Consider the following 20,016-nt stretch of genomic DNA (forward strand, 5'->3'; position numbering starts at 1 on the left):
CTTTTCTTGGCTAAAAAATCGCTGTCAATTAATATCTTCTAATTTTTATTGAAGCAATTCCGCCATTGATGTCAAAATCAAATTTTTCAGTCGCTGCATCATAATTTGTTGATTTTACCATACCATCCATTTTTAGGAAATCGCCTTCATAGGAAGTTGATGACAGGGCATTATCGCTGGTGATACGACATGCTGCATTTTTAGGGATTGCAATTTCGATCGAAGATGCACCAGCGTCCATGGATATCTTTGTTGTTGCTAAAGGTTGTCCAAGTTTTAATTTTAGACTGGTCGCTCCTGCATCAATATCCAATACCTCAATTTTATATGGTGAAAGATCCAATTTGGCATCAATTGCACCGATATCAAAGTTCAGCTTCCATACGATATTTGGATTGAGTGAGATGTAGGTATTGTTATTTTTGCTATTAAAATCCTTGTCTTTGAATTTACCTTTTAAGTTAATATCAATCTTATCTGAAGATTCACCATGTGTAGTCATACCCAAGAGATATTCACTAGAAGTATTATATGCGGTGAAAATTGAAGATGTAGTTGTACTATCGTTTTTTAAGGATGTAGCTCCCAAATCGATGTTTAAATTTGCGCTTTTGATTTTATCGTCTAGAGGGACTTGTAGTTTCTGTGCTGTATAGTTGGTCTTGTCATTTGGATCGTCCATATCGATCTGTACCCCTTTGTTTTTTAATAATTGCGTCAAAAGAGGTTCTTTTGGAGTAGATAATCCGATATATGTAAGAAAACCCAGGATAACTACAGTAGCACCGATAGCAATAAACTGTCCGATTTGTTGATCCTTAGGGATCAGCATACGGATTCCAGCGAGGACAATAAATAATGGCCAATATCTGAAAATTCCTACCCAATTAAAGGAAATACTGTTAAGTTGGGATAATAATAAGACAATCCCTATAAAAAGAATTGTAATTCCAGTTGTTATACGTTGTGTGTTCATGACTAATTCCGTTTGTTATATATCCCAAAAGTAAATCGCTTTGTTAGACACTGTACGAAAGATTAGGCTATTATACATAAAAATTCGGTAAATGTGACTAATTGATCGGTAAGTAATTTTGTTTTTCTCCTACTTTTTAGGTTTTCGCTTGTTTATATATTTGTTGGAATTAAGTACCTTTAATGGATACATGGACCAAACATCGTGCTTGGTTTGTATAATACATAGAATTTAAATTGATAATATGATTTTTCATCACATTGGTGCGTATCTAATACTACTGAAGTCAGTCTTTAAAAGGCCGGAGAAAGGGCGTATCTATTGGAAAGAAACCATGCTGACAATGACCGATATCGGCATAGGATCTTTAGGACTTATTGTGATCATTTCCACGTTTATTGGAGCGGTAATGACCATGCAGATTGCTTTTCAGATGGTCTCTGATCTAATTCCAAATTCGATTATTGGTTCCATCAATAGGGATTCAAATATTTTGGAGCTGGGGCCTACGATTTCGGGATTGGTACTGATGGGGAAAATTGGCTCTTCGATTTCTTCCCAGATTGGGTCAATGCGTGTGACCGAGCAGATTGATGCTTTGGAGATTATGGGGATAAACGCTCCGGGCTATCTCATATTGCCTAAAATATTGGCGGGAGTGACTATGATTCCGATGCTGGTTATTATCGCCATAGTCTGTGCACTAGTAGGTGGTCTATTGGGTGGCTCTCTTTCTGGAGCTGTAACTCCGGCGGATTATATTTTAGGTATTCAAGATAATTTCAATGGATTTACAGTGACCGTAGCACTTGTAAAAGCTGTTGTATTTGGCTTTATTATTACTTCTGTATCTGCATATAAAGGGTATAAAGTGAAGGGAGGGGCCTTAGAAGTAGGACAAGCGAGCACTGAAGCTGTTGTCGTTGGATGTATTACCATTCTGGCAGCAGACTATGTGATTACAGCATTAATGCTTTAAAAAGATCATATGATTCAAATTGAAAATATTAATAAGTCTTTCGGTGATAACCATGTTTTAAAGGGGATCAGTGCAAATTTTGAACCTGGAAAAGTGAGTTTAATTATTGGTGGATCTGGTTCGGGAAAAAGTACCTTACTAAAATGTATTGTCGGATTACATCATCCGGAAAAAGGAAAGGTGTTGTTTGACCAGACGGACTTCACGCGGATGAATTTTGAGGAACGCGTGCCCATCCGGAAAGAAATAGGTATGCTGTTCCAAAATTCAGCCTTATTCGATTCAATGACAGTCGAGCAGAATATTATGTTCTCGCTGGATATGTTCACAGATATGTCTAAATCTGAGAAATTGGACCGTGCGAACCATTGCTTGGAACAGGTTAATTTGGAGGGGCGCAACAAGTTGTTCCCCGCGGAGCTATCCGGTGGGATGAAAAAACGGGTAGGCATTGCACGTGCAATCAGTATGAATCCCAAATATCTTTTTTGTGATGAACCCAACTCAGGTTTGGATCCTGAAACCTCTATTGTAATCGACGAGCTGGTTCTTAAAATTACGCAAGAATTAAAGTGTACAACGGTCGTTGTGACCCATGATATGAATTCGGTTATGGGAATTGGTGAATATATTCTGTTTTTATATAAGGGGCAGAAATTTTGGGAGGGATCCAATAAAGATATGATGCGGTCTGATGTCGAAGAGTTAAATAATTTTGTATTTGCAAGCCCGTTGATGAAAAGTGCAAAGCCTCTATGGGGTAATAAATGCTGAAAAGGAAGCGTATGATTGAAATCTGTAATCAATAGCTGTTTTTTGAACAGATTGTGTCTTTATTGATTTACATGAAATTTTTATATGTTTTAATCTTACGAATGTTATTTTTAAGTAAGATGGACGAACGCTAAATTTCAATATGAAAGAAATTTAGCTTAGTTTTGTCGGAAAATTTTGATTTTGGCAACAACGAATATACAACTATTGACCCCACAACACTGGAAGGACTATGAGCTCATTGACTGTGGTGATTTTGAAAAATTAGAACGTTTTGGAGATCTTGTATTAATCAGACCCGAACCACAAGCTGTATGGCCTAAGGCTTTGAGCGATGCAGAATGGAACAAACGTTATCATATCAAGTTCAAGGGGCGTTCAGCTACTTCTGGAGAATGGTTGAAAAAAATCCGAAGATTCAAGATCGTTGGCATATTCAATATAAAAACGATGATGTAGCGATCAAGTTTAGGTTGGGCCTTACCTCGTTTAAACATGTTGGTATATTTCCTGAACAGGCTGTCAATTGGGATTATATTTCGGAATCTGTTCGTTCTTTCAAGACCGAAAAACCTAAAGTTTTAAATCTTTTTGCCTATACAGGAGGTGCTTCATTAATAGCTAAAGCTGCGGGAGCAGATACAACACACGTCGATTCCATTAAGCAGGTTGTTACATGGGCCAATGAAAATATGGAGATTTCCAATCTCGACAATATTCGTTGGATGGTTGAGGACGCATTGAAATTTGTCAAGCGTGAGCTAAAACGCGGAAATACTTACAATGGTATTATATTGGATCCACCAGCATATGGACATGGGCCAAAAGGGGAGAAATGGAAGCTTGAAGATCATATCATGGAGATGATGACTGAGGTTGTTCAATTACTGGATCCTAAGGAGCATTTTTTGATCTTAAATACCTATTCATTAGGTTTCTCTTCGGTTATTGTTGAGAATCTAATAAAAACTGCATTTCCGAAAGTGGAGAATTTAGAAATTGGCGAACTGTTTCTACAGGCTACAGCAGGACCAAAATTGCCATTAGGCGTTTTTGGAAAATTTCGTAAAATTGCAAAGTAGATCTTGCCGTTGAATAAAGGCAAGTATTTAATAACATAAAACGCGGCAGGTCTTGTGGATCTGCCGCGTTTATTTTTAGCATGAAATAGATATCGTACTTAAATATGAACATTATTTAAACGGATCATAGCGAGTTCCAATTGTAATGGTATGGCTGCCTGGGTGCTTTTAGGAATATAAAGGAGTTTATTTTGTAACCGATGATAGTAATCTATCCCTAGCTGTAATTGCGCCTTGAACTTCGTGATATATTTTATTTTTTTGTCATTGAGGATGTCTTTATTGTCCTCGACGTACTTTTGGATATGATCGATGTAAAGGTTTAATTCATTGATTAGCACAAATGGTCTATCTGAATGCTTTAGGATAGAGCCACGGCCATAAATATGATCAACCATCTGTTTTAAAGAATATTGCCTTTTGAACCAGACCAGATTAGGTCCAGGGCAAATAGAAACAGCTGTCTGTTCTTTATTTCGTTGGATGCCATATTTGAGGTAGGCGGGAGCTGCGAGACCTTCACAAAGACAGGTTTTTTCGGTGATGGTATCAAATGACCTGTTATATTCTTCATCGGTAAGTCCTTGCCCCTGTAGTTCCCGGATCTTTTGATGCTGATAAGTGCGTGAAGCGGTGCAAACCGGTTTTTCTCCGAACTCACGATTAGTAACAAGATATTCCTTTTACAGGGACTACCCGGTCTTCCTTTTTGATGCGTTCCAATCGTAATTTTTCGGCATTACTTGGTCTAAAATTATTAAATGGTACTCCTAAAGGTGATGCTCCACTGCAATAGAAATCTGTTTTCTCCGCTTCCTCCAGTGCTTTCAATGTTTCATTGTCTACCGTTGTTGCCTCTGGGACCATTAGAAAAGGGGAACCCCAGCCTACAGCGTCAAATTCATAATAATCCAGTAGAAACTGATGCTCCATGGCTGTCCCTACTCCGCCTTGTACAGTGTACTTCATTGGAGGAAAATCCGTTAATCGTACACCTTGGGATGCCCAATAATCCTGATAAATTGTAAAGAGCTCAATTTTTAAATTTTCTTTTTTTTCTTTGAACTCCTCAAGGATGGGTCCCAATAAGAAACCATCTGTAGCGAAAGCGTGCCCACCACAATTCAATCCGGATTCTACCCGGAATTCGGATACCCAAACACCTCTTTTTGCAAGATATTTTGCCTGGATGAGTGATGATCTAAAGTCGCTGACTTTCAAAACTACCTTTTTATCAAATGTGCTGTCAGGTTTTGGAAAGAATGCTGGTAATTCGGCCAGATAGGCGTATAAATGAGGATTCATTCCCGCTGATAGGATAACAGCGGAATGTAAAGTGGAATTGACGAATCCGCGTAGCGCAGCTGAAGCGTCTGAATACTTTTGATCCAAAGCAACATCATTTTTAAAATTCAGTTTATCCACTTTGGACATAATATTGACATCGATTTCGCCAGGTTTTACATAGCCAATCAATAATTCTTGTAACTGCTGCTTGATACTGGTATTGGTCTCAATCTCCATGGCATGATAGATTGGTCTAGCAGGATGAGATTCCGGCAATAACTGAAAATACTTTGTTAGATCAGAATCCGCTGTAAAAGGTTGTTGCTTTAGTGTTTCCATTTGTTGTTCTACTAAAGTCTTGACCAAATCAAGATAAGCGGTGATTCGACTGGCTCTATAATCTTCTTCTTGCTTATGAATGGGGTGAAAGGCCAGCTGGTTAAGTTTGCAGTAATATGCCCGGATACGCTCTATGAGCTCATCGTCTACAATAGACATGACCGTTGAGATGCCATAGCGGGCAACTTTGATTGCTGAGTCTATCGAAAAAGCAAGTCCTAATACAGGGATATGGAAAGTGTGCGTCATTCTTAAATAGTTCTTTACGAAATAATCAAGAATAACGCGATTAAAAAATAATGACTATACGTTTAAAGTGGTGATTGTGATCACTATTCAAATACAATCGTTTTGTAATCGTTGAGCATTACACGGTCTTCACTCAATAAGCGGATCGCTCTACTTAAAACGGCTTTTTCAATCTCCTTCCCGGCAGTAACCATATCTTTGACGGTGTAGGTATGATTGACATGACGAATATCTTGAACAATGATAGGACCTTCATCGAGCTGGTCGGTAACAAAGTGTGCTGTCGCACCAATGATTTTTACACCTCGGGAATGTGCCTGCTTGTAAGGATTTGCGCCGATAAATGCAGGTAGAAAAGAATGATGAATATTGACCAACCTATTTTCGAATGTTGCAACAAATAGGGGAGAGAATCCGCATAAATTTTGCTAGAATAATATAATCAAAATCGTATTGTTTGATTTGGGCAATCAATTGTGTCTCAAAATCTTCTTTCGATATACCTTCATGCGAAATATAATGGAATGGGATCTCAAATTTATCCGTAAACGAGCGTAAAGTATCGTAATTACCAATGACAGCCTGTACTTCTGCACCCCAGGTTTCAAAATGTTGTCGGACAAGAATATCGGCTAAACAATGGTGCTCTTTGGTTACGAGAACAACAATTTTCTTTCGATTACTGGGGTTGACCTGAATCTGAGCGGAGGGAGGAAGCACATTGGCCAGGGAATCGGTGAGCTGTGTCTGATCAGGAAAAGACCATTGCAGACAACACGGACAAAAACTTGTTCGCCTCCTCATCAACATATTCCCGCATGGTAATGATGTTAAGCTGATATTGGGCCAGTGTATTGAAATATTGGCTACTAATCCAACGGCATCTTGACATTGGATCAGAATTAAGGTTTGGTTGTACATGAAATATTGGTCGTAGGTCGCAAAAAAGCGGGTTAATTTAACCCGCTTTTTTTGTTAGTTCTTCTTCAAGGTCTACTTCTACACGTAGATTTTCGACAATATGTTTTTGTCGATCTGGTGTATTTTTGCCCATGTAGTATTCTAATAATTGTTGAATTTTATTGTCTTTTGATAAAATAACAGGATCCAGACGGATATCTTTTCCGATAAAGAGACCAAATTCAGAGGGTGATATTTCACCTAAACCTTTAAATCGTGTGATTTCAGGTTTTGCTCCAAGTTTCGCAATTGCTTTTTGTCTTTCTTCATCCGAATAACAATAGATCGTCTCCTTTTTATTCCGCACCCTGAATAATGGTGTTTGGAGGATAGATACATGTCCTGCTTTGACCAAATCAGGGAAAAACTGTAAGAAAAAGGTCAATAATAGCAGACGGATGTGCATTCCATCAACATCGGCATCGGTAGCGATAACGATATTATTATAACGTAGTCCATCCAATCCATCTTCAATATTGAGGGCGTGCTGCAAGAGATTGAACTCTTCGTTTTCATAAACGATCTTTTTGGACATGCCATAAGAGTTCAGCGGTTTTCCTTTTAAGCTGAAAACGGCTTGAGTCTGTACGTCACGTGATTTGGTGATCGAACCTGATGCGGAGTCACCCTCTGTTATGAAAAGTGTCGTTTCTTGGTTGCGCTCGTTTTTATCGCTGAAATGGACTTTACAGTCACGCAATTTGCGGTTGTGCAAAGAGGCTTTTTAGCTCTTTCATTCGCTAGTTTTTTGATCCCTGCAATATCCTTCCGTTCTCTTTCAGATTGGAGAATACGTTTTTGAAGCGCATCCGCTGTCGTTGGATTTTTATGCAAGTAATCATCCAATGCTTTTTGACAAAATCATTAATAAACCCTCTTACAGTAGGGCCTTCTGGGCCTACACTCTGAGAGCCTAATTTTGTTTTTGTTTGGGATTCGAAAACCGGTTCCTGAACTTTTATGGCGATGGCACCAATAATCGAGGATCGAATATCTGACGCATCAAATTCTTTTTGTAGAACTCGCGAATGGTTTTTACAAGTGCTTCTCGGAATGCCGCCTGATGTGTTCCCCCTTGTGTGGTATGCTGACCATTCACAAAGGAATAATATTCTTCTCCATACTGTTGACCATGGGTCATTGCAATCTCGATATCCTCCCCACGTAGGTGAATGATTGGATAGCGCATGGATTCGGCGTCAATATTCCTTTCTAATAGATCTTTTAATCCATTTTCAGAAATAAATCGCTGTCCATTGAAGTTGATCGTAAGACCTGAATTCAGAAAAACATAATTCCAGATCATATTCTCTACAAATTCTGAACGGTATTTGTAGTTTCTGAAAATAGAATCGTCTGGATAGAATGTTACCGATGTACCATTACGTTGGGTAGTGTCTTTCTGCTCGTCATTTACCAATTCCCCTTTGGAAAACTGCGCAATACGCGTTATATTTTGGCGGTAGGATTGTACTGTAAACTGGCTGGATAATGCATTGACGGCTTTTGTACCTACACCATTTAAGCCAACGGATTTTTGGAAGGCCTTGCTGTCATATTTACCACCTGTATTGATCTTGGAAACTACATCTACGACGGAGCCAATTGGAATTCCACGGCCATAATCGCGTACTGAAACTTTGTTTTCGTTTACAGTGATATCAATGGTTTTACCGGCACCCATTACAAATTCGTCGATCGAGTTGTCGACGACTTCTTTCAATAAAACATAGATGCCATCATCGTAGGCTGAACCGTCCCCCAACTTTCCTATGTACATTCCCGGACGAAGGCGGATATGCTCTTTCCAATCCAGGGACCTAATACTGTCTTCGTTATATGTACTCATAAATTTATGTAGAACTTAGCTAACAAAAGTATAAAAAATAAAAACGATATATGGTATGAAAGACTAAATTTTTTAGATATCTATGGTTTCTGATATGATTGTTAAAATTGGCGGTTTCCCAAGAAATGTTTACATTTAGTGTAAGTAATTGTAAAGAGAAAAATTTATGGGGTTATTTGATAAAATCAGGAATGAATTTATTGATATTATCGAGTGGGTCGATAATAGTACTGATACGATCGTATGGAAATTTCCTAGGTATCAGAATGAAATAAAAATGGGTGCACAACTTACTGTACGTGAGGGGCAGGCAGCGGTGTTCTTAAATGAGGGTGTGGTTGCTGATGTATTTCAACCCGGAAGATATGAATTGACGACACAAAATATGCCGATTATGACAACCATTAGAGGTTGGAAGTATGGCTTTAATAGCCCATTTAAGGCTGATGTCTATTTTATTAACCTGCGTCAGTTTGTTAATCAGCGTTGGGGAACAAAAATCCGATTATGTTGCGTGATCCGGAATTTGGGCCAATACGTCTTCGTGCCTTTGGAAATTTTTCCTTTCAAGTGAAAGACGTTCCTGTTTTTATGAAACAGTTGGTTGCGACGACCCCGGTATTTACTGTAGATGATATTACTGAGCAATTGCGCAATATTGCTGTGTCAAGAGGTATGGATGCTATTGCGGAGTCTAAAATTCCGGCCTTGGATTTAGCGTCTAACTACGATGAAGTTTCCGCATTGATTCAACAAAAGATAACCGGAGATTTTGAGGAGATCGGATTGAGCTTGACCAAATTTTTGATTGAGAATATCTCATTTCCAGAAGAAGTGGAAAAAGCACTGGATAAAAGAAGTAGTATGGGCGTGGTCGGGAACCTTGGTGCTTATGCGCAATTTCAAGCGGCCAATTCGATGGAGAAAGCAGCGGAAAATCCAAGCAGTGGTGGTATTGTTGGTGCAGGCTTTGGTGCAGGTTTGGGTGCTGGGATGGTTGGACAAATGGGCAATGTATTCCAACAGAATAATTTTGACGGGAATAACCCTAATGGTGTTGCTGGTGCGGGAGCTGTTGCAGCAGGATCAGCTGGGCCACCGCCATTACCCAAGGCCGTTGCTTATTACCTGGCTATAAAAGGCAAGCAGGAGGGACCTTTCGATCAGGAACAGTTGCGTGGATTAGTGGGTGAAGGTACGCTTACCACGTCAACGTTAGTATGGAAGGAAGGGCTCGATAACTGGACTGAGGCTGATAAAGTTGTAGAATTGAAGGATTTGTTTTCACAAACTCCACCGCCAATTCCTGGAGTTTAGAGGTATAAGTGCTATCACGAGTATGAGTTTTGAAGAGAAAACCTCCGAAATAGATCGGGGTTAAAATGCCAAGGTTGCGGTGCCGTTTTGACTTATCAGCCCGGAACTTCCTATCTGGAATGTTCTTACTGTGGGACTAAAAATGAAATTGCGGATGAAATGCCCGTAAGTGGTGAGATTGAAGCAACGGATTATAAGGTTTTTGGTAAAGCGATGGAGGGTGTGGCAGATGAACGTTATAGTTATCTGGCTGAGATTGTTCATTGCAACAACTGTGGCGCTAATTCAAGGTTGAATCCGCATGTTACTGCGGATGTCTGTGCCTTCTGTGCATCGCCATTGGTTATTGATCATCAGCAAAGACGTATTGTCAGACCTCATGGACTTGTACCTTTCACAGTGGATTACAAACAGGCGTTTGGATTATTGACCCAATGGGCAGGAAAGGTCTGGTTTGCCCCAATGATTTCAAAAAAATCTTTAATACGCGAAATGATCGTTTGAAGGGTGTATATATACCATTTTGGTCATATGATTCGGATGTGCATTCTTCTTATGAAGGATCCCGTGGGGAATATTATTATGTAACGCGGACACGACGTAATTCAGACGGTGAAACGGAGGAATATGAAGAGCGCCGCACGAACTGGTATCCTGCTTCAGGGAGGATCTATAGTCGATTTAGAGATATTGTTATTTCCGGATCGACTTCACTGCCTGAAAAATTTTCGGACAAAATAGGTCCTTGGAACCTAGATTACCTGAAACCGTTTAATGAACAGTATTTAAGTGGTTTTATCGCGGAGACTTTCAGTGTTGATCATGTGGTGGCTGCCGGAACTGCCCGTGCTATTATGGATCGTGAAATTGTGCGGCAGGTAGAGGATGATATTGGTGGGGATACACAGGACATTGATTCCATCGATAGCGATTTTAAGTCGATCAGATTGAAATATATTTTGTTGCCGATCTGGCTCTCAGCCTATCAGTATAAAGGTAAGAGTTATCAAATTATGGTGAATGCTTTCAATGGCAAGGTTTATGGACAAAGACCGTACAGCGTCTGGAAAATTGTATCCCTGATCCTTTTGATTCTTTTAGTATTATATCTTTTGAGCTTTATGGGCTAAGGCTTGTAATGGTGATACAAAAAGAGCTGTACTTTGAAAAAGTACAGCTCTTTTTGTTGCTGTAAAATGTAATTATTTATTCAATGAAAGCAAAAAGCCGATCGTGAAGTTTGCGTCCCAGTCAAATACAAAGGTATCGCAATTGGTCGCATCTTTAAGTGCTTTGTAGATGTTTACTCCGCTTTTGGTTTTTATTTTTTCTGCTTTATAAGAGGAAGGGTCATTCAATACTGTAAACCGTTCGTCTCCTTGACGTGTCTGAGATGCTAGTTCAAAGGGAACACCACCAATGATAAAACATACTTCTCTTTTTGCAGCGGGTATTTTCTCACCTAATTTTTTCACTTCCGCATAAACGGCATCGTCTTTTAGATCTTTTTCATAATATTTTGCGCCAGGCGCTTCCTCAGATTTGGTATTACCATCAATCCAGGAGATTTTGGTGTTGCCCGAACCGATATCCACAACAAAAGAATTTTCTTCATAAGCCTTAGGAAGAACAGATTTAAGCGCCAGCTTTCCTTCTTGTTCGGCAGTCACTAAATTAACAACAAAACCCATTTTTCTGAGCTCGGAACTAATCACAGTCGTCTTAGGTTCTTTTTGTGCGCCAGAGCTGATAACAAAGTGGATGTTTTTAGATTTCACACCTTTATCGAGCATCATGCCGATATAGTCTTTTAATCCTTTACGGATATCTTCGGTATTGGCTAAGCCTTCATAAGCAAAGGATTTACCAAAATCTTTGGAAATAATCTCCCAACGATTTTCTTTATCCATATTGACGACAAAGGAATTGAATCCCGAGGCGCCCACTTCTACAACACCCTTATACTCTCCATCGATCGGTTTTTCAGGTTGATAATTGAATGAACGTGTGCTGCCAGAGGTTGGGGTAGCTGCGCCTGGTGTGTTGGAACTGGATGTATCTGCTTTATTAACAGTTGGGATTGTGTCGAATTTGCCTGATTGCATCGCCCAATAGCCAATAGCAAGAATAGGTACCGCGATAATAAGCGCTTTGATAGGCCATCTTAATCTAGCCCATGTCGATTTCTCTTCCATAATTTTGAATAATATGATATTGTTTTGTTAATTAATCTAGTAATGTAAAGCCTTTGTCGATTTTCTCCTCTGGCTTGAGTTCGTAGCTCGCATCGGACATCTGAGTGACATTAAGTACTTTCAAATTACGTTCGTCGACCTTACGTATAAATTCTTCCAGTTCTCCTTGTGAAGGGGCGCCCCCGACTGTGATGTTGTTGTTTTGATCCAAGAAATCCAAGTTGGATCTAATCGAAGCAATGTTTTGGCTGATAGCACCTGTAGCTGCATTCATTGCTTCCTGAAAAGCCCATCCATCTTTGATATTAAATACATCGGCAAGTCCATCCGTTGCATTTTTCATTTTTGCGTTGCTTCTAACTTCTTGGAAATAATAGAAATACTGCTATCCAATGTACTTACATAGATACGTGCTGCGCTTTCGTTGTCTTTGAGGACCTCCAGTACTTTGGCAAACTGATTGGCGTATTGCACATAGCTACGGGCATTTTGTTCTTCGGATTCCCCTTCTTTACCTAGCAAAAAGCTTTGGTACGTGTTTCCTTGGCATCTCTTGCATAGGCATTGGCTTTCTCAGCATTATTTTTGCTGGCTTCTTCCTTTGATTTTTCATCAAGATTAGCAGCTTCAGCCGTAAACCTTTTCGCATAAGTGTACTTTTCTTCCGCAGTTTTTTGAGCTGTTTCACCGCTTTGAATCATATCAATGCGAACCCCGTCCACATTACTGATCTTTTCCTTTACACGTTTTAACGTGTCTTTGGCATCACGGGACAGCAATTGTAAAGTCTCGATGGGATTGTTTCTAATAATGGATTTCTCCCCTTTGAACAACAGTACAGTGCCCAAGCGATGCAGTAGGGCGATGATCTTAGGAGCTAAAAGCAATAGAGTGATCAGGATAATACTGAAAATAACAAATAAAATGCTCTTTCCTGCGTATTCAAGCATAATGGGAAGGAATTTGAAAAAAGCAAATGCGCCGCCCAAAAGTAATGCCCAAAAGAAAACAGTCGAAGCAGTTTTTTTTGCTTCTGGAGATTTTAATTGTGCAGGTAAATGATCTCCCAAAACTTGAAATATGGGGAGTTGTGTCTTTATTTCAGCAGGAATATTGATGTATTGATCTTTTTTTTCCATTGATTTATAGTTATGTAATTGATTGATTAATCATATGCAATGCGTTGTTTATTTCGGTAATAACCTCACCAACAGCAGCGTTGCCTATTGCTATTTTTTGTTCGATTTCTTTGATCTTTGGTTCGTACTTTTCATTAATCTGTCCCAGGGCGACCTGCTTTTTCTGTAGGTCATCTTGTAATTTGGTAATATTTTCAGTTAATGCTTTGATTTCACTGTTCAAATTCGCTATCTCCATTGTTCGGTCCTGTTCGGTCCTTTTCTTTTCCTCCTGTTTCTGGTCCGACTCTTTGGCTATGGTTTCTTTAAGCTTATTAGCATAATTTGTGCCAGTTGCCACAAGTTTTTCCTTCGATAGTGAACTATCCACAAACTTAAGTGAGGTATAGGCCGCTTTTAAGGTGTTTTCTTCTACTTTTCCCATTGCTGCAGCGGCATTCCAGACTTCAAAAAAATCGACACCCGGTTCATTAAGTTTTTCAAGGATGGCATAAACCTTTAGTTTCATTTCTTTGAGATCCGTAGATCCATCGTTGGCTGTAATAGGAATAGGCGGCGGAGTCTTGCCAGTTGCTACAGGCTGTGTTACCGACGTATATGTTGGTGTGGGAGTATTTAATTTTTCTTGTGTCGGAGCAGCAGGTGCTGGAGCCGGAGATTGAGGGGCAGAGCTTGTCTGATCATCTTCGAAAATTAACTTTTAAGACTGTTTAATATCCCAGAACTTCTTTGGTTTTCGTTGTTGCTCATCATGTGACATTTTATTATACGTATACTAAAATAGTAAAAATTAGGATTGTGACAGCTAATTTATTGGAATGAAATCATCATGAGGTTAATTAATGGTCAGAATGAGGCGAATAGACCTAGCTGATCATTTTCATAGGGATAAAATATGGATGCAATAAATGAGACTTCAATATCTGAAAAATAACATTGGAGAAATTTGTCCGGTGATAGGATTGTGATTGGTCTTACGTGTTGAGGGAGCTATGTTAAATGCGCCAAAGCGAATCGGTATGCAAAATATGGAGCGTAATTAATTGCGGGTTAATAGGGTATTTGGTGAAATGAAGAAGTGTCAAATGGTTTGGATAGGTATTGTCTTTTAAAATCAAAGAAGATGTCTGCAAAGTAGTGGTAGGGCTCTAAATATTGACTATTTTAGGAAAGTCTGGCGCGGAATAGTGATGAAAATGAAAAAGGGCTGTCATCTGGACAGCCCTTTTATGAGAAATAAGTATTAAATACTTCTATCTTCCAAAATCGTCTTGAACACGAATAATGTCGTCTTCATCTGAAGGGTTGTTCGCATCAGTATGTTGCCAAATTTCTGCCAAAATACCAAAGCCATCCAAGCCAATTAGACGGTGACGTTGTCCCTGACGTAATCTGATTGTTTCACCTTCTTTCAAAGTAGATACCACTGACTCCTCATCGGTATCCGAAACCATAACACCTACATTGCCTTGAATAACACGCCAGATTTCAGCGCGGCGGTGGTGGTATTGCCAAGAAAGTCTCTTGTCTGGAGCAACGATCAGAATTTTTGGACTTAATTTTCCTGAAATTCTTAACTCCTGAACATCCAATCCACCAAAATACTCATTTGCGAACTCTTGTGCCTGGGATTCGTCGATGACAAAAAAGCCACCCCAAGGGCGTGCTGCATCCGACTTCTCAATGTTGAATCCTTTGGATGTCAACATCTCTTGCACTTTTTCAAATAATGCGGTTTTATCTATAGCCATCTTATAAAATTTCTAAAAATTTATTGATCATTAATTCAGCAGCTAAATATAGAAAAAAATCATTAATATTTTTAGTTAACCGTTTTAGCTTTGCTGAAATCATTAATAAAATGTGGTTTTATATAAAATATACAATCTATCGATAGGATATGTTTTCAAAATGAAATACTTAGTTTTGTGGTCAATCTAATTTCAGGATATGTCAAATTTTCAAGTCGATCGAGAAAACACAGCATTTATGCAGGCTGTTGCATTTGTTAACCAAACCAATCAGAATGTATTTATTACAGGAAAAGCAGGTACGGGAAAGACGACTTTCTTGAAGTATATTCGGGAGCATAGCTATAAGAAAATGGCGATTACTGCGCCAACAGGAGTAGCTGCTATGAATGCTGGTGGGACGACTCTTCACTCCTTATTTTGGCTTCCTTTCGGAACATTTGTTGAAGATTATGAGTTGCGCTGGGATGAGCAGGATAGTCATATTTATAATAAATCCCGTTTGTTCAGTACGATAAAGCTAACGAAACAACGTCGGGCGATTCTACAGGAACTGGAATTATTGATTATCGATGAGGTTTCGATGGTACGGGCAGATACCTTGGATGCGATCAATGTGATATTACAATCTGTTCGTCGCGATATGCGTCCTTTCGGAGGATTACAGGTCTTGTTTATAGGCGATTTATATCAATTGCCCCCTGTGGTCAAAGATGCGGAATGGAATATTCTCCGTGATCATTATTCGTCTGTATTTTTCTTCAATGCGAAGATTCTAAGGGATAGCCCTTTGGTCATGCTGGAGCTTAATAAGATTTATCGTCAGCAGGATGAAGGGTTTATTTCGATCTTGAATGCAATACGGAATAATCAATGTACCAGTGAAATGCTAACTACTCTAAATGGTTATTACCAACAGGATTTTGTGCCAAAAGAGGAGGAGGCAATATATTACATTGACATCCCATAATCGGAATGCCGATGAGATCAACAGTGCAAAACTGGCTTCGTTGTCTGGAAAGATGCTTAACTTAAAAGCTGTTGTAAAGGATGACTTTGCACAAGGGTCTTATCCTGCCGAGGAAACGCTGTCCTTAAAAATAGGGGCGCAGGTGATGTTCATCCGGAATGATTCCGGTGATGAGCGGAAGTATTACAATGGTAAGATCGGTACGGTCAAGAATATTGATACAGTACAAGGAACGGTATCAGTCACTTTTCCTGACGGCTCTGAAGAGGTAACAGTCAAAAGAGAGACCTGGGAAAATATCCGTTACAATTATGATAAGGGGCAGGATCAAATCAAAGAGGAGATTCTGGGTACATTTTCTCAATTTCCGTTGCGACTAGCCTGGGCTATTACAATCCATAAGAGTCAGGGTTTGACTTTTCAGAAAGCAATTATTGATGCGGGTACCTCATTTGCGGCCGGACAGGTTTATGTTGCGTTAAGCCGTTTGACGAGTTTGGACGGACTTGTACTTAAATCCATTATTCCATCTTATGCCATCCGTACGGATTATCAGGTGGTCGAGTTCGCACAACGTGCACATTCCCAATCCAGTATTAACGAAATATTGGAACAGTGCCAACGAAATTATCTAGGGCAGATTTTGATGAATGGTTTTCGATGGGATGGTCTCTTGGTGGAAACTTCGGAGCTGCTGAAATCAATGGATGAACGTAATATCGATGGGAAAGAGCAGGCTGTTCAATTTTTTCAGGAGATCGTTAAACAGCTTCAGACACAGGAGAAAGTGGCCCACAAATTTATTGTTGTCCTTTATGATCTCCTTAGGGATAAGGATGCGATTGATTATGACCTGATTTGCGAGCGTTCGACTGCCGCTGTAAATTGGTTTTTGCCAAGGATGGATAAGGATCTTATTGCGGCTCTGACAAAGCATATTGAGGAATATCAGATCCGCAAGCGAACAAAGAAATATGTTGATGAATTGAAAGCAATATTGTTGGATTATAAGAGAAAACGGGAGCAGTTGCAGCATTGTCTAATTATTGCCGAAACGCTATCCAAAAGAGAAGATTTTCAAACAGCCATGCTAGATGTAGCTGCACAGGTTAAGACAAAGGAAAGAGATGAATTGGCGGCACAAAGCGCTGACGAAGAAGGGACAAAAAAACTAGATACAAAGGATATTTCGTTAGAAATGTTTAAAGAGGGGATGACTATCGCGGATATTGCGGGCAAGCGAGGGATGGTCGCCGGTACAATTTATGGGCATTTAATTAATTTTGTGGGCACGGAGGTCGAAGCGACCGAATTAATTGATCAAGCGAAGCTGGATCGTATCCTTGATGTTATTCGTGCGAATCCAGACAAATCATCTTCCGAACTGAAGATGCTTTTTGGGGCGGATATCGATTATCCCGATATTAAAATTGGACAAAAAGTTTTAGGATTGTAGTGGGTAAGGATTTATGATGTATATTTGTCAACCTTTTATTATAAGCTAATTGAAAGAGGAGAAAACCAATAAGAAAATTAACAAGTGGATTGTATTTACTTCCATGCCGATTCAGATGGGTGTGACAATATATTTGTTTTATTGGGTGGGGAGTTGGTTAGATAATAAATATGCCATTGCGGGTGATTGGGGAATGAAAGGGTTGACGTTGTTGGGTGTGGTTGTATCCCTGTATCAGTTCATCAGGCAGGCAAATCAAATTAATAAGAATGAATAGTTATTTGAAAAGCATACTTATACTGCTGATCGTCTTTGTGGCAAGTTTTGCTGCGCATTATTTAGTGATATCCGGAATGAACGTGGAACAATACTGGAGCAAAACCTCCTACAGTCTGGTGGGAATGTATACTTTTGGATTCTGTTCTTCGTTGCTGGTTGCGGTCTTGATATTTTTTGCAAATTGGTCTATGCCGGAGAAACTAGGGGTTATATTTCTGGGGCTGGTGCTCTTGAAAGGTGTTGCAGGATATATTTATATTAAAGACGGGTTAAAGACCTTTGAAAATAACTTTATCGAATATAACTTTTTGGTTGTATTTTTATCTCTCTGTTTGTGGATGTCTACGTCGCTTTTAGCGCTTTAAATCAAGCAGATAAAAAGGTTTAAACTATTTTTGGAAAAAGTTTAAACAAATGGTGATTTATGCCAAATAAAATTGTATTTTTGCGCAAAATTTTTATTATTCAATAGTAATCTGAAATGGTGAATCTTAAGAGAGCACTTTTATTATTTGCAGTAATTTTTCTTGCTGTCAATCCTTTTACCTTAAAAGCAGCTGAAGAAGCGCATGGGGATGCGCCTAAAACCCAGGCTGAGGAAATCAAAGAGTATAGTCAACATCACTTACAAGATGATCATTATTTTTCTTTGTTCTCCGATCAAAAAGCAGGAAAACATTATGGTTTTCCATTGCCAGTAATTCTTATTGATAATGGATTGGTTGTTTTTTCTTCTGGCGAGTTTCATCATGGCGAATCCGTTGTAGAGAAAAATGGTCAATACTATACACTTTACCATGGCAAGATCTATAAAACAGATGCTTCAGGTACCTTAAACTTTGATGAAGCACATCACCCTACGAATTCAAAACCTTTAGATTTCTCGATTACAAAGAACGTGGTGGGCCTATTATTGGCAGCATTCTTATTGTTCTGGGGTTTCATATGCCTGGCTAAAACATACAAGAAAGGTGTTAATAACCTTCCTAAAGGTGTTGGTCGCGTTTTAGAACCATTGGTTTTATATGTACGTGATGAGATGGCTGTTCCAAATATTGGTCATCGTTATAAAGAATTTATGCCTTACCTGTTATCTGTGTTTTTCTTGATCTTTGTTTTAAACTTGTTAGGTATGACTCCACTAGGTTTTAACGTAACAGGAAATATTACAGTCACTTTATGTTTGGCTTTATTCACTTTCTTTATTACCAACTTTAAGGCTAATAAAGATTATTGGAAACACATTTTTGGATGCCAGGTGTTCCAGTTCCTTTCAAATTTATTTTGGCGCCAATTGAGGTGTTGGGTATGTTTACTAAGCCTTTCTCCTTGATGTTGCGTTTGTTTGCGAATATTACTGCTGGTCACTCCGTTGTAATGGGTTTGATCGCAATCGTATATTTATTTCAACAACAGTTGACAGTCGGTGGTAGTATCGGGGTGTCCATGTTGTTAACATTAGTGTTGTTTTTCTTGGAGCTACTGGTTGCGTTTTTGCAGGCCTTTATCTTTACCATGTTGTCATCCTTGTTTATCGGAATGGCTGTTGAAGAACACGCGCATCATTAATCGAATTTTTTTGTTAAATTTTATAAAATAATTATTATGTACAACTTAATTGGAGCAGGTTTAATCGTAATCGGTGCAGGTTTAGGTTTAGGTAAAATCGGTGGTTCAGCTATGGAAGCTATCGCTCGTCAACCAGAAGCAGCATCTAAAATTCAAACTGCGATGATCATCATTGGTGCCTTAGTTGAAGGTTTAGCATTCGGTGCTTTAATCTTAGGTAAATAATCCAAGCTGATTAAAGTTTACTAAATACAGTTTGCAACGGTTGGTTGCAGACTGTATTTAAACAAAAAAATACAAACAAAAGAAAATTATAATTTACAATTGTATATAAATGGAAGCATTAATTAATCAGTTCTCGTACGGTTTGTTCTTTTGGCAACTAATCATCTTATTGGTTGTGATCTTTTTATTGGGCAAGTTTGCTTGGAAACCTATCGTCAATGCTTTGGATGAACGTGAGCAAGGAATTGCGAATGCATTGGAAGCTGCTGAGAAAGCTAAATTAGAAATGGCTCGTTTGACAAATGAGAACGAACAATTGCTTAAAGAGGCTCGTGCGGAACGTGATGTTATCCTTAAAGAAGCAAAAGAGCTAAAAGAGAAAATCGTTACTGAGGCAAAAACACAGGCACAAACTGAAGGTGCTAAAATGATTGCTCAAGCGAAAGAAGAGATCGAAGAACAAAAGAATAAAGCTTTGGCTGAGGTAAAATCACAAGTTTCTTCTTTGTCTTTGGATATCGCTCGTAAAGTGTTAACAAAAGAATTTGAGGACCAAGGTAAGCAAGAAGCTTTAGTGGCAGATTTGCTGAATGATGTTAAATTGAACTAATCTGGTCACT

21 protein-coding genes and 5 pseudogenes are annotated in these 20,016 nt (G+C 39.0%); 15 read left to right on the forward strand and 11 right to left on the reverse strand.

The window, feature by feature from the left end; genetic code table 11:
• Window positions 1–28: 28 nt before the first annotated feature.
• The gene (locus tag KUH03_RS25640) at window positions 29–976 is read right to left on the reverse strand and encodes a LiaI-LiaF-like domain-containing protein (RefSeq protein WP_257087391.1); all 948 of its coding nucleotides are present in this window, start codon (window positions 974–976) and stop codon (window positions 29–31) included.
• Between the two features lie 244 nt (window positions 977–1,220).
• On the opposite strand from KUH03_RS25640, the gene KUH03_RS25645 reads away from it, so the two are divergent.
• The 3 genes and pseudogenes from KUH03_RS25645 (at window position 1,221) to KUH03_RS25655 (ending at window position 3,811) form a co-directional block, all read left to right on the forward strand.
• Complete coding sequence (locus KUH03_RS25645; RefSeq protein WP_120262200.1) at window positions 1,221–1,955, forward strand: ABC transporter permease; 735 nt, start codon at window positions 1,221–1,223, stop codon at window positions 1,953–1,955.
• A gap of 9 nt (window positions 1,956–1,964) precedes the next feature.
• Window positions 1,965–2,729, forward strand: a complete 765-nt coding sequence (locus KUH03_RS25650; RefSeq protein ID WP_257087392.1) for an ABC transporter ATP-binding protein — start codon at window positions 1,965–1,967, stop codon at window positions 2,727–2,729.
• A gap of 177 nt (window positions 2,730–2,906) precedes the next feature.
• Window positions 2,907–3,811 (forward strand): annotated as a pseudogene (locus KUH03_RS25655) (class I SAM-dependent methyltransferase).
• A 98-nt stretch (window positions 3,812–3,909) separates the two neighbouring features.
• Here the strand turns inward: KUH03_RS25655 and KUH03_RS25660 are convergent.
• The 4 genes and pseudogenes from KUH03_RS25660 to KUH03_RS25680 all read right to left on the reverse strand — a co-directional run bounded on the left by KUH03_RS25660 (window position 3,910) and on the right by KUH03_RS25680 (window position 8,495).
• Entirely contained in the window at window positions 3,910–4,209 is a 300-nt protein-coding gene (locus tag KUH03_RS25660) for a hypothetical protein (RefSeq protein ID WP_257087393.1), read from the reverse strand.
• Window positions 4,210–4,474: 265 nt separating this feature from the next.
• Window positions 4,475–5,686, reverse strand: coding sequence for a hypothetical protein (locus KUH03_RS25665; RefSeq protein ID WP_257087394.1), 1,212 nt, complete (start codon window positions 5,684–5,686; stop codon window positions 4,475–4,477).
• A gap of 83 nt (window positions 5,687–5,769) precedes the next feature.
• Window positions 5,770–6,607, reverse strand: a pseudogene (gene purU, locus KUH03_RS49165) (formyltetrahydrofolate deformylase).
• Between the two features lie 37 nt (window positions 6,608–6,644).
• A pseudogene (locus tag KUH03_RS25680) lies at window positions 6,645–8,495 on the reverse strand (DNA topoisomerase IV subunit B).
• A 277-nt stretch (window positions 8,496–8,772) separates the two neighbouring features.
• On the opposite strand from KUH03_RS25680, the pseudogene KUH03_RS25685 reads away from it, so the two are divergent.
• The 4 genes and pseudogenes from KUH03_RS25685 to KUH03_RS25700 form a co-directional block, all read left to right on the forward strand.
• Window positions 8,773–9,308 (forward strand): annotated as a pseudogene (locus tag KUH03_RS25685) (SPFH domain-containing protein); the annotation flags it as partial.
• 192 nt (window positions 9,309–9,500) lie between these two features.
• Window positions 9,501–9,812 carry a DUF4339 domain-containing protein gene (locus KUH03_RS25690; RefSeq protein WP_257097302.1) on the forward strand — a complete coding sequence of 104 codons (312 nt, stop codon included), beginning with the start codon at window positions 9,501–9,503 and terminating at the stop codon, window positions 9,810–9,812.
• 87 nt (window positions 9,813–9,899) lie between these two features.
• Entirely contained in the window at window positions 9,900–10,316 is a 417-nt protein-coding gene (locus KUH03_RS25695) for a hypothetical protein (RefSeq protein WP_257087397.1), read from the forward strand.
• The gene (locus tag KUH03_RS25700) at window positions 10,313–10,942 is read left to right on the forward strand and encodes a hypothetical protein (RefSeq protein WP_257087398.1); all 630 of its coding nucleotides are present in this window, start codon (window positions 10,313–10,315) and stop codon (window positions 10,940–10,942) included. The genes KUH03_RS25695 and KUH03_RS25700 overlap by 4 nt, the downstream gene beginning before the upstream one ends.
• Window positions 10,943–11,014: 72 nt before the next feature.
• On the opposite strand, the gene KUH03_RS25705 is transcribed toward KUH03_RS25700, so the two are convergent.
• Genes KUH03_RS25705 through KUH03_RS25725 form a run of 5 tightly spaced genes read right to left on the reverse strand, consistent with a single transcriptional unit; the run spans window position 11,015 to window position 13,654 of the window.
• Window positions 11,015–12,007: a hypothetical protein gene (locus tag KUH03_RS25705; RefSeq protein ID WP_257087399.1), complete on the reverse strand. Its 993-nt coding sequence runs from the start codon at window positions 12,005–12,007 to the stop codon at window positions 11,015–11,017.
• 31 nt (window positions 12,008–12,038) lie between these two features.
• Window positions 12,039–12,350, reverse strand: a complete 312-nt coding sequence (locus tag KUH03_RS25710; RefSeq protein WP_257087400.1) for a hypothetical protein — start codon at window positions 12,348–12,350, stop codon at window positions 12,039–12,041.
• Window positions 12,347–12,529 (reverse strand): hypothetical protein, encoded by a 183-nt coding sequence (locus KUH03_RS25715; protein WP_257087401.1) that lies wholly within the window; start codon window positions 12,527–12,529, stop codon window positions 12,347–12,349. The genes KUH03_RS25710 and KUH03_RS25715 overlap by 4 nt, the downstream gene beginning before the upstream one ends.
• Complete coding sequence (locus KUH03_RS25720; RefSeq protein WP_257087402.1) at window positions 12,523–13,146, reverse strand: hypothetical protein; 624 nt, start codon at window positions 13,144–13,146, stop codon at window positions 12,523–12,525. The genes KUH03_RS25715 and KUH03_RS25720 overlap by 7 nt, the downstream gene beginning before the upstream one ends.
• Before the next feature lie 10 nt (window positions 13,147–13,156).
• On the reverse strand, window positions 13,157–13,654 hold the full coding sequence (locus KUH03_RS25725; RefSeq protein ID WP_257087403.1) for a hypothetical protein: 498 nt from the start codon (window positions 13,652–13,654) through the stop codon (window positions 13,157–13,159).
• Between the two features lie 4 nt (window positions 13,655–13,658).
• Between KUH03_RS25725 and KUH03_RS25730 the strand changes: the two genes are divergently transcribed.
• The gene (locus KUH03_RS25730) at window positions 13,659–13,808 is read left to right on the forward strand and encodes a hypothetical protein (protein WP_257087404.1); all 150 of its coding nucleotides are present in this window, start codon (window positions 13,659–13,661) and stop codon (window positions 13,806–13,808) included.
• A gap of 591 nt (window positions 13,809–14,399) precedes the next feature.
• Here KUH03_RS25730 and KUH03_RS25735 read toward each other — a convergent pair.
• On the reverse strand, window positions 14,400–14,897 hold the full coding sequence (locus KUH03_RS25735) for a cupin domain-containing protein (protein WP_120262211.1): 498 nt from the start codon (window positions 14,895–14,897) through the stop codon (window positions 14,400–14,402).
• 199 nt (window positions 14,898–15,096) lie between these two features.
• Here KUH03_RS25735 and KUH03_RS25740 point away from each other — a divergent pair, with 199 nt between their 5' ends.
• The 7 genes and pseudogenes from KUH03_RS25740 (at window position 15,097) to KUH03_RS25770 (ending at window position 20,006) form a co-directional block, all read left to right on the forward strand.
• Window positions 15,097–15,867, forward strand: coding sequence for an AAA family ATPase (locus tag KUH03_RS25740; protein WP_257087405.1), 771 nt, complete (start codon window positions 15,097–15,099; stop codon window positions 15,865–15,867).
• Complete coding sequence (locus KUH03_RS25745) at window positions 15,854–17,323, forward strand: helix-turn-helix domain-containing protein (protein ID WP_257087406.1); 1,470 nt, start codon at window positions 15,854–15,856, stop codon at window positions 17,321–17,323. Before KUH03_RS25740 ends, KUH03_RS25745 begins: the two co-directional genes overlap by 14 nt.
• 49 nt (window positions 17,324–17,372) lie before the next feature.
• Complete coding sequence (locus KUH03_RS25750) at window positions 17,373–17,600, forward strand: AtpZ/AtpI family protein (RefSeq protein ID WP_223581168.1); 228 nt, start codon at window positions 17,373–17,375, stop codon at window positions 17,598–17,600.
• A 4-nt stretch (window positions 17,601–17,604) separates the two neighbouring features.
• The gene (locus KUH03_RS25755; RefSeq protein ID WP_257087407.1) at window positions 17,605–17,967 is read left to right on the forward strand and encodes a hypothetical protein; all 363 of its coding nucleotides are present in this window, start codon (window positions 17,605–17,607) and stop codon (window positions 17,965–17,967) included.
• 116 nt (window positions 17,968–18,083) lie between these two features.
• Window positions 18,084–19,171, forward strand: a pseudogene (gene atpB, locus KUH03_RS25760) (F0F1 ATP synthase subunit A).
• 36 nt (window positions 19,172–19,207) lie between these two features.
• Window positions 19,208–19,396: an ATP synthase F0 subunit C gene (gene atpE / locus KUH03_RS25765; RefSeq protein ID WP_028070619.1), complete on the forward strand. Its 189-nt coding sequence runs from the start codon at window positions 19,208–19,210 to the stop codon at window positions 19,394–19,396.
• Window positions 19,397–19,505: 109 nt separating this feature from the next.
• Window positions 19,506–20,006 carry a F0F1 ATP synthase subunit B gene (locus KUH03_RS25770; protein WP_120262215.1) on the forward strand — a complete coding sequence of 167 codons (501 nt, stop codon included), beginning with the start codon at window positions 19,506–19,508 and terminating at the stop codon, window positions 20,004–20,006.
• The last annotated feature ends 10 nt before the right edge of the window (window positions 20,007–20,016 follow it).

Origin of the sequence: Sphingobacterium sp. E70 (assembly GCF_019285695.1) — a bacterium.
Classification (GTDB): Bacteria; Bacteroidota; Bacteroidia; order Sphingobacteriales; family Sphingobacteriaceae; genus Sphingobacterium; species Sphingobacterium detergens.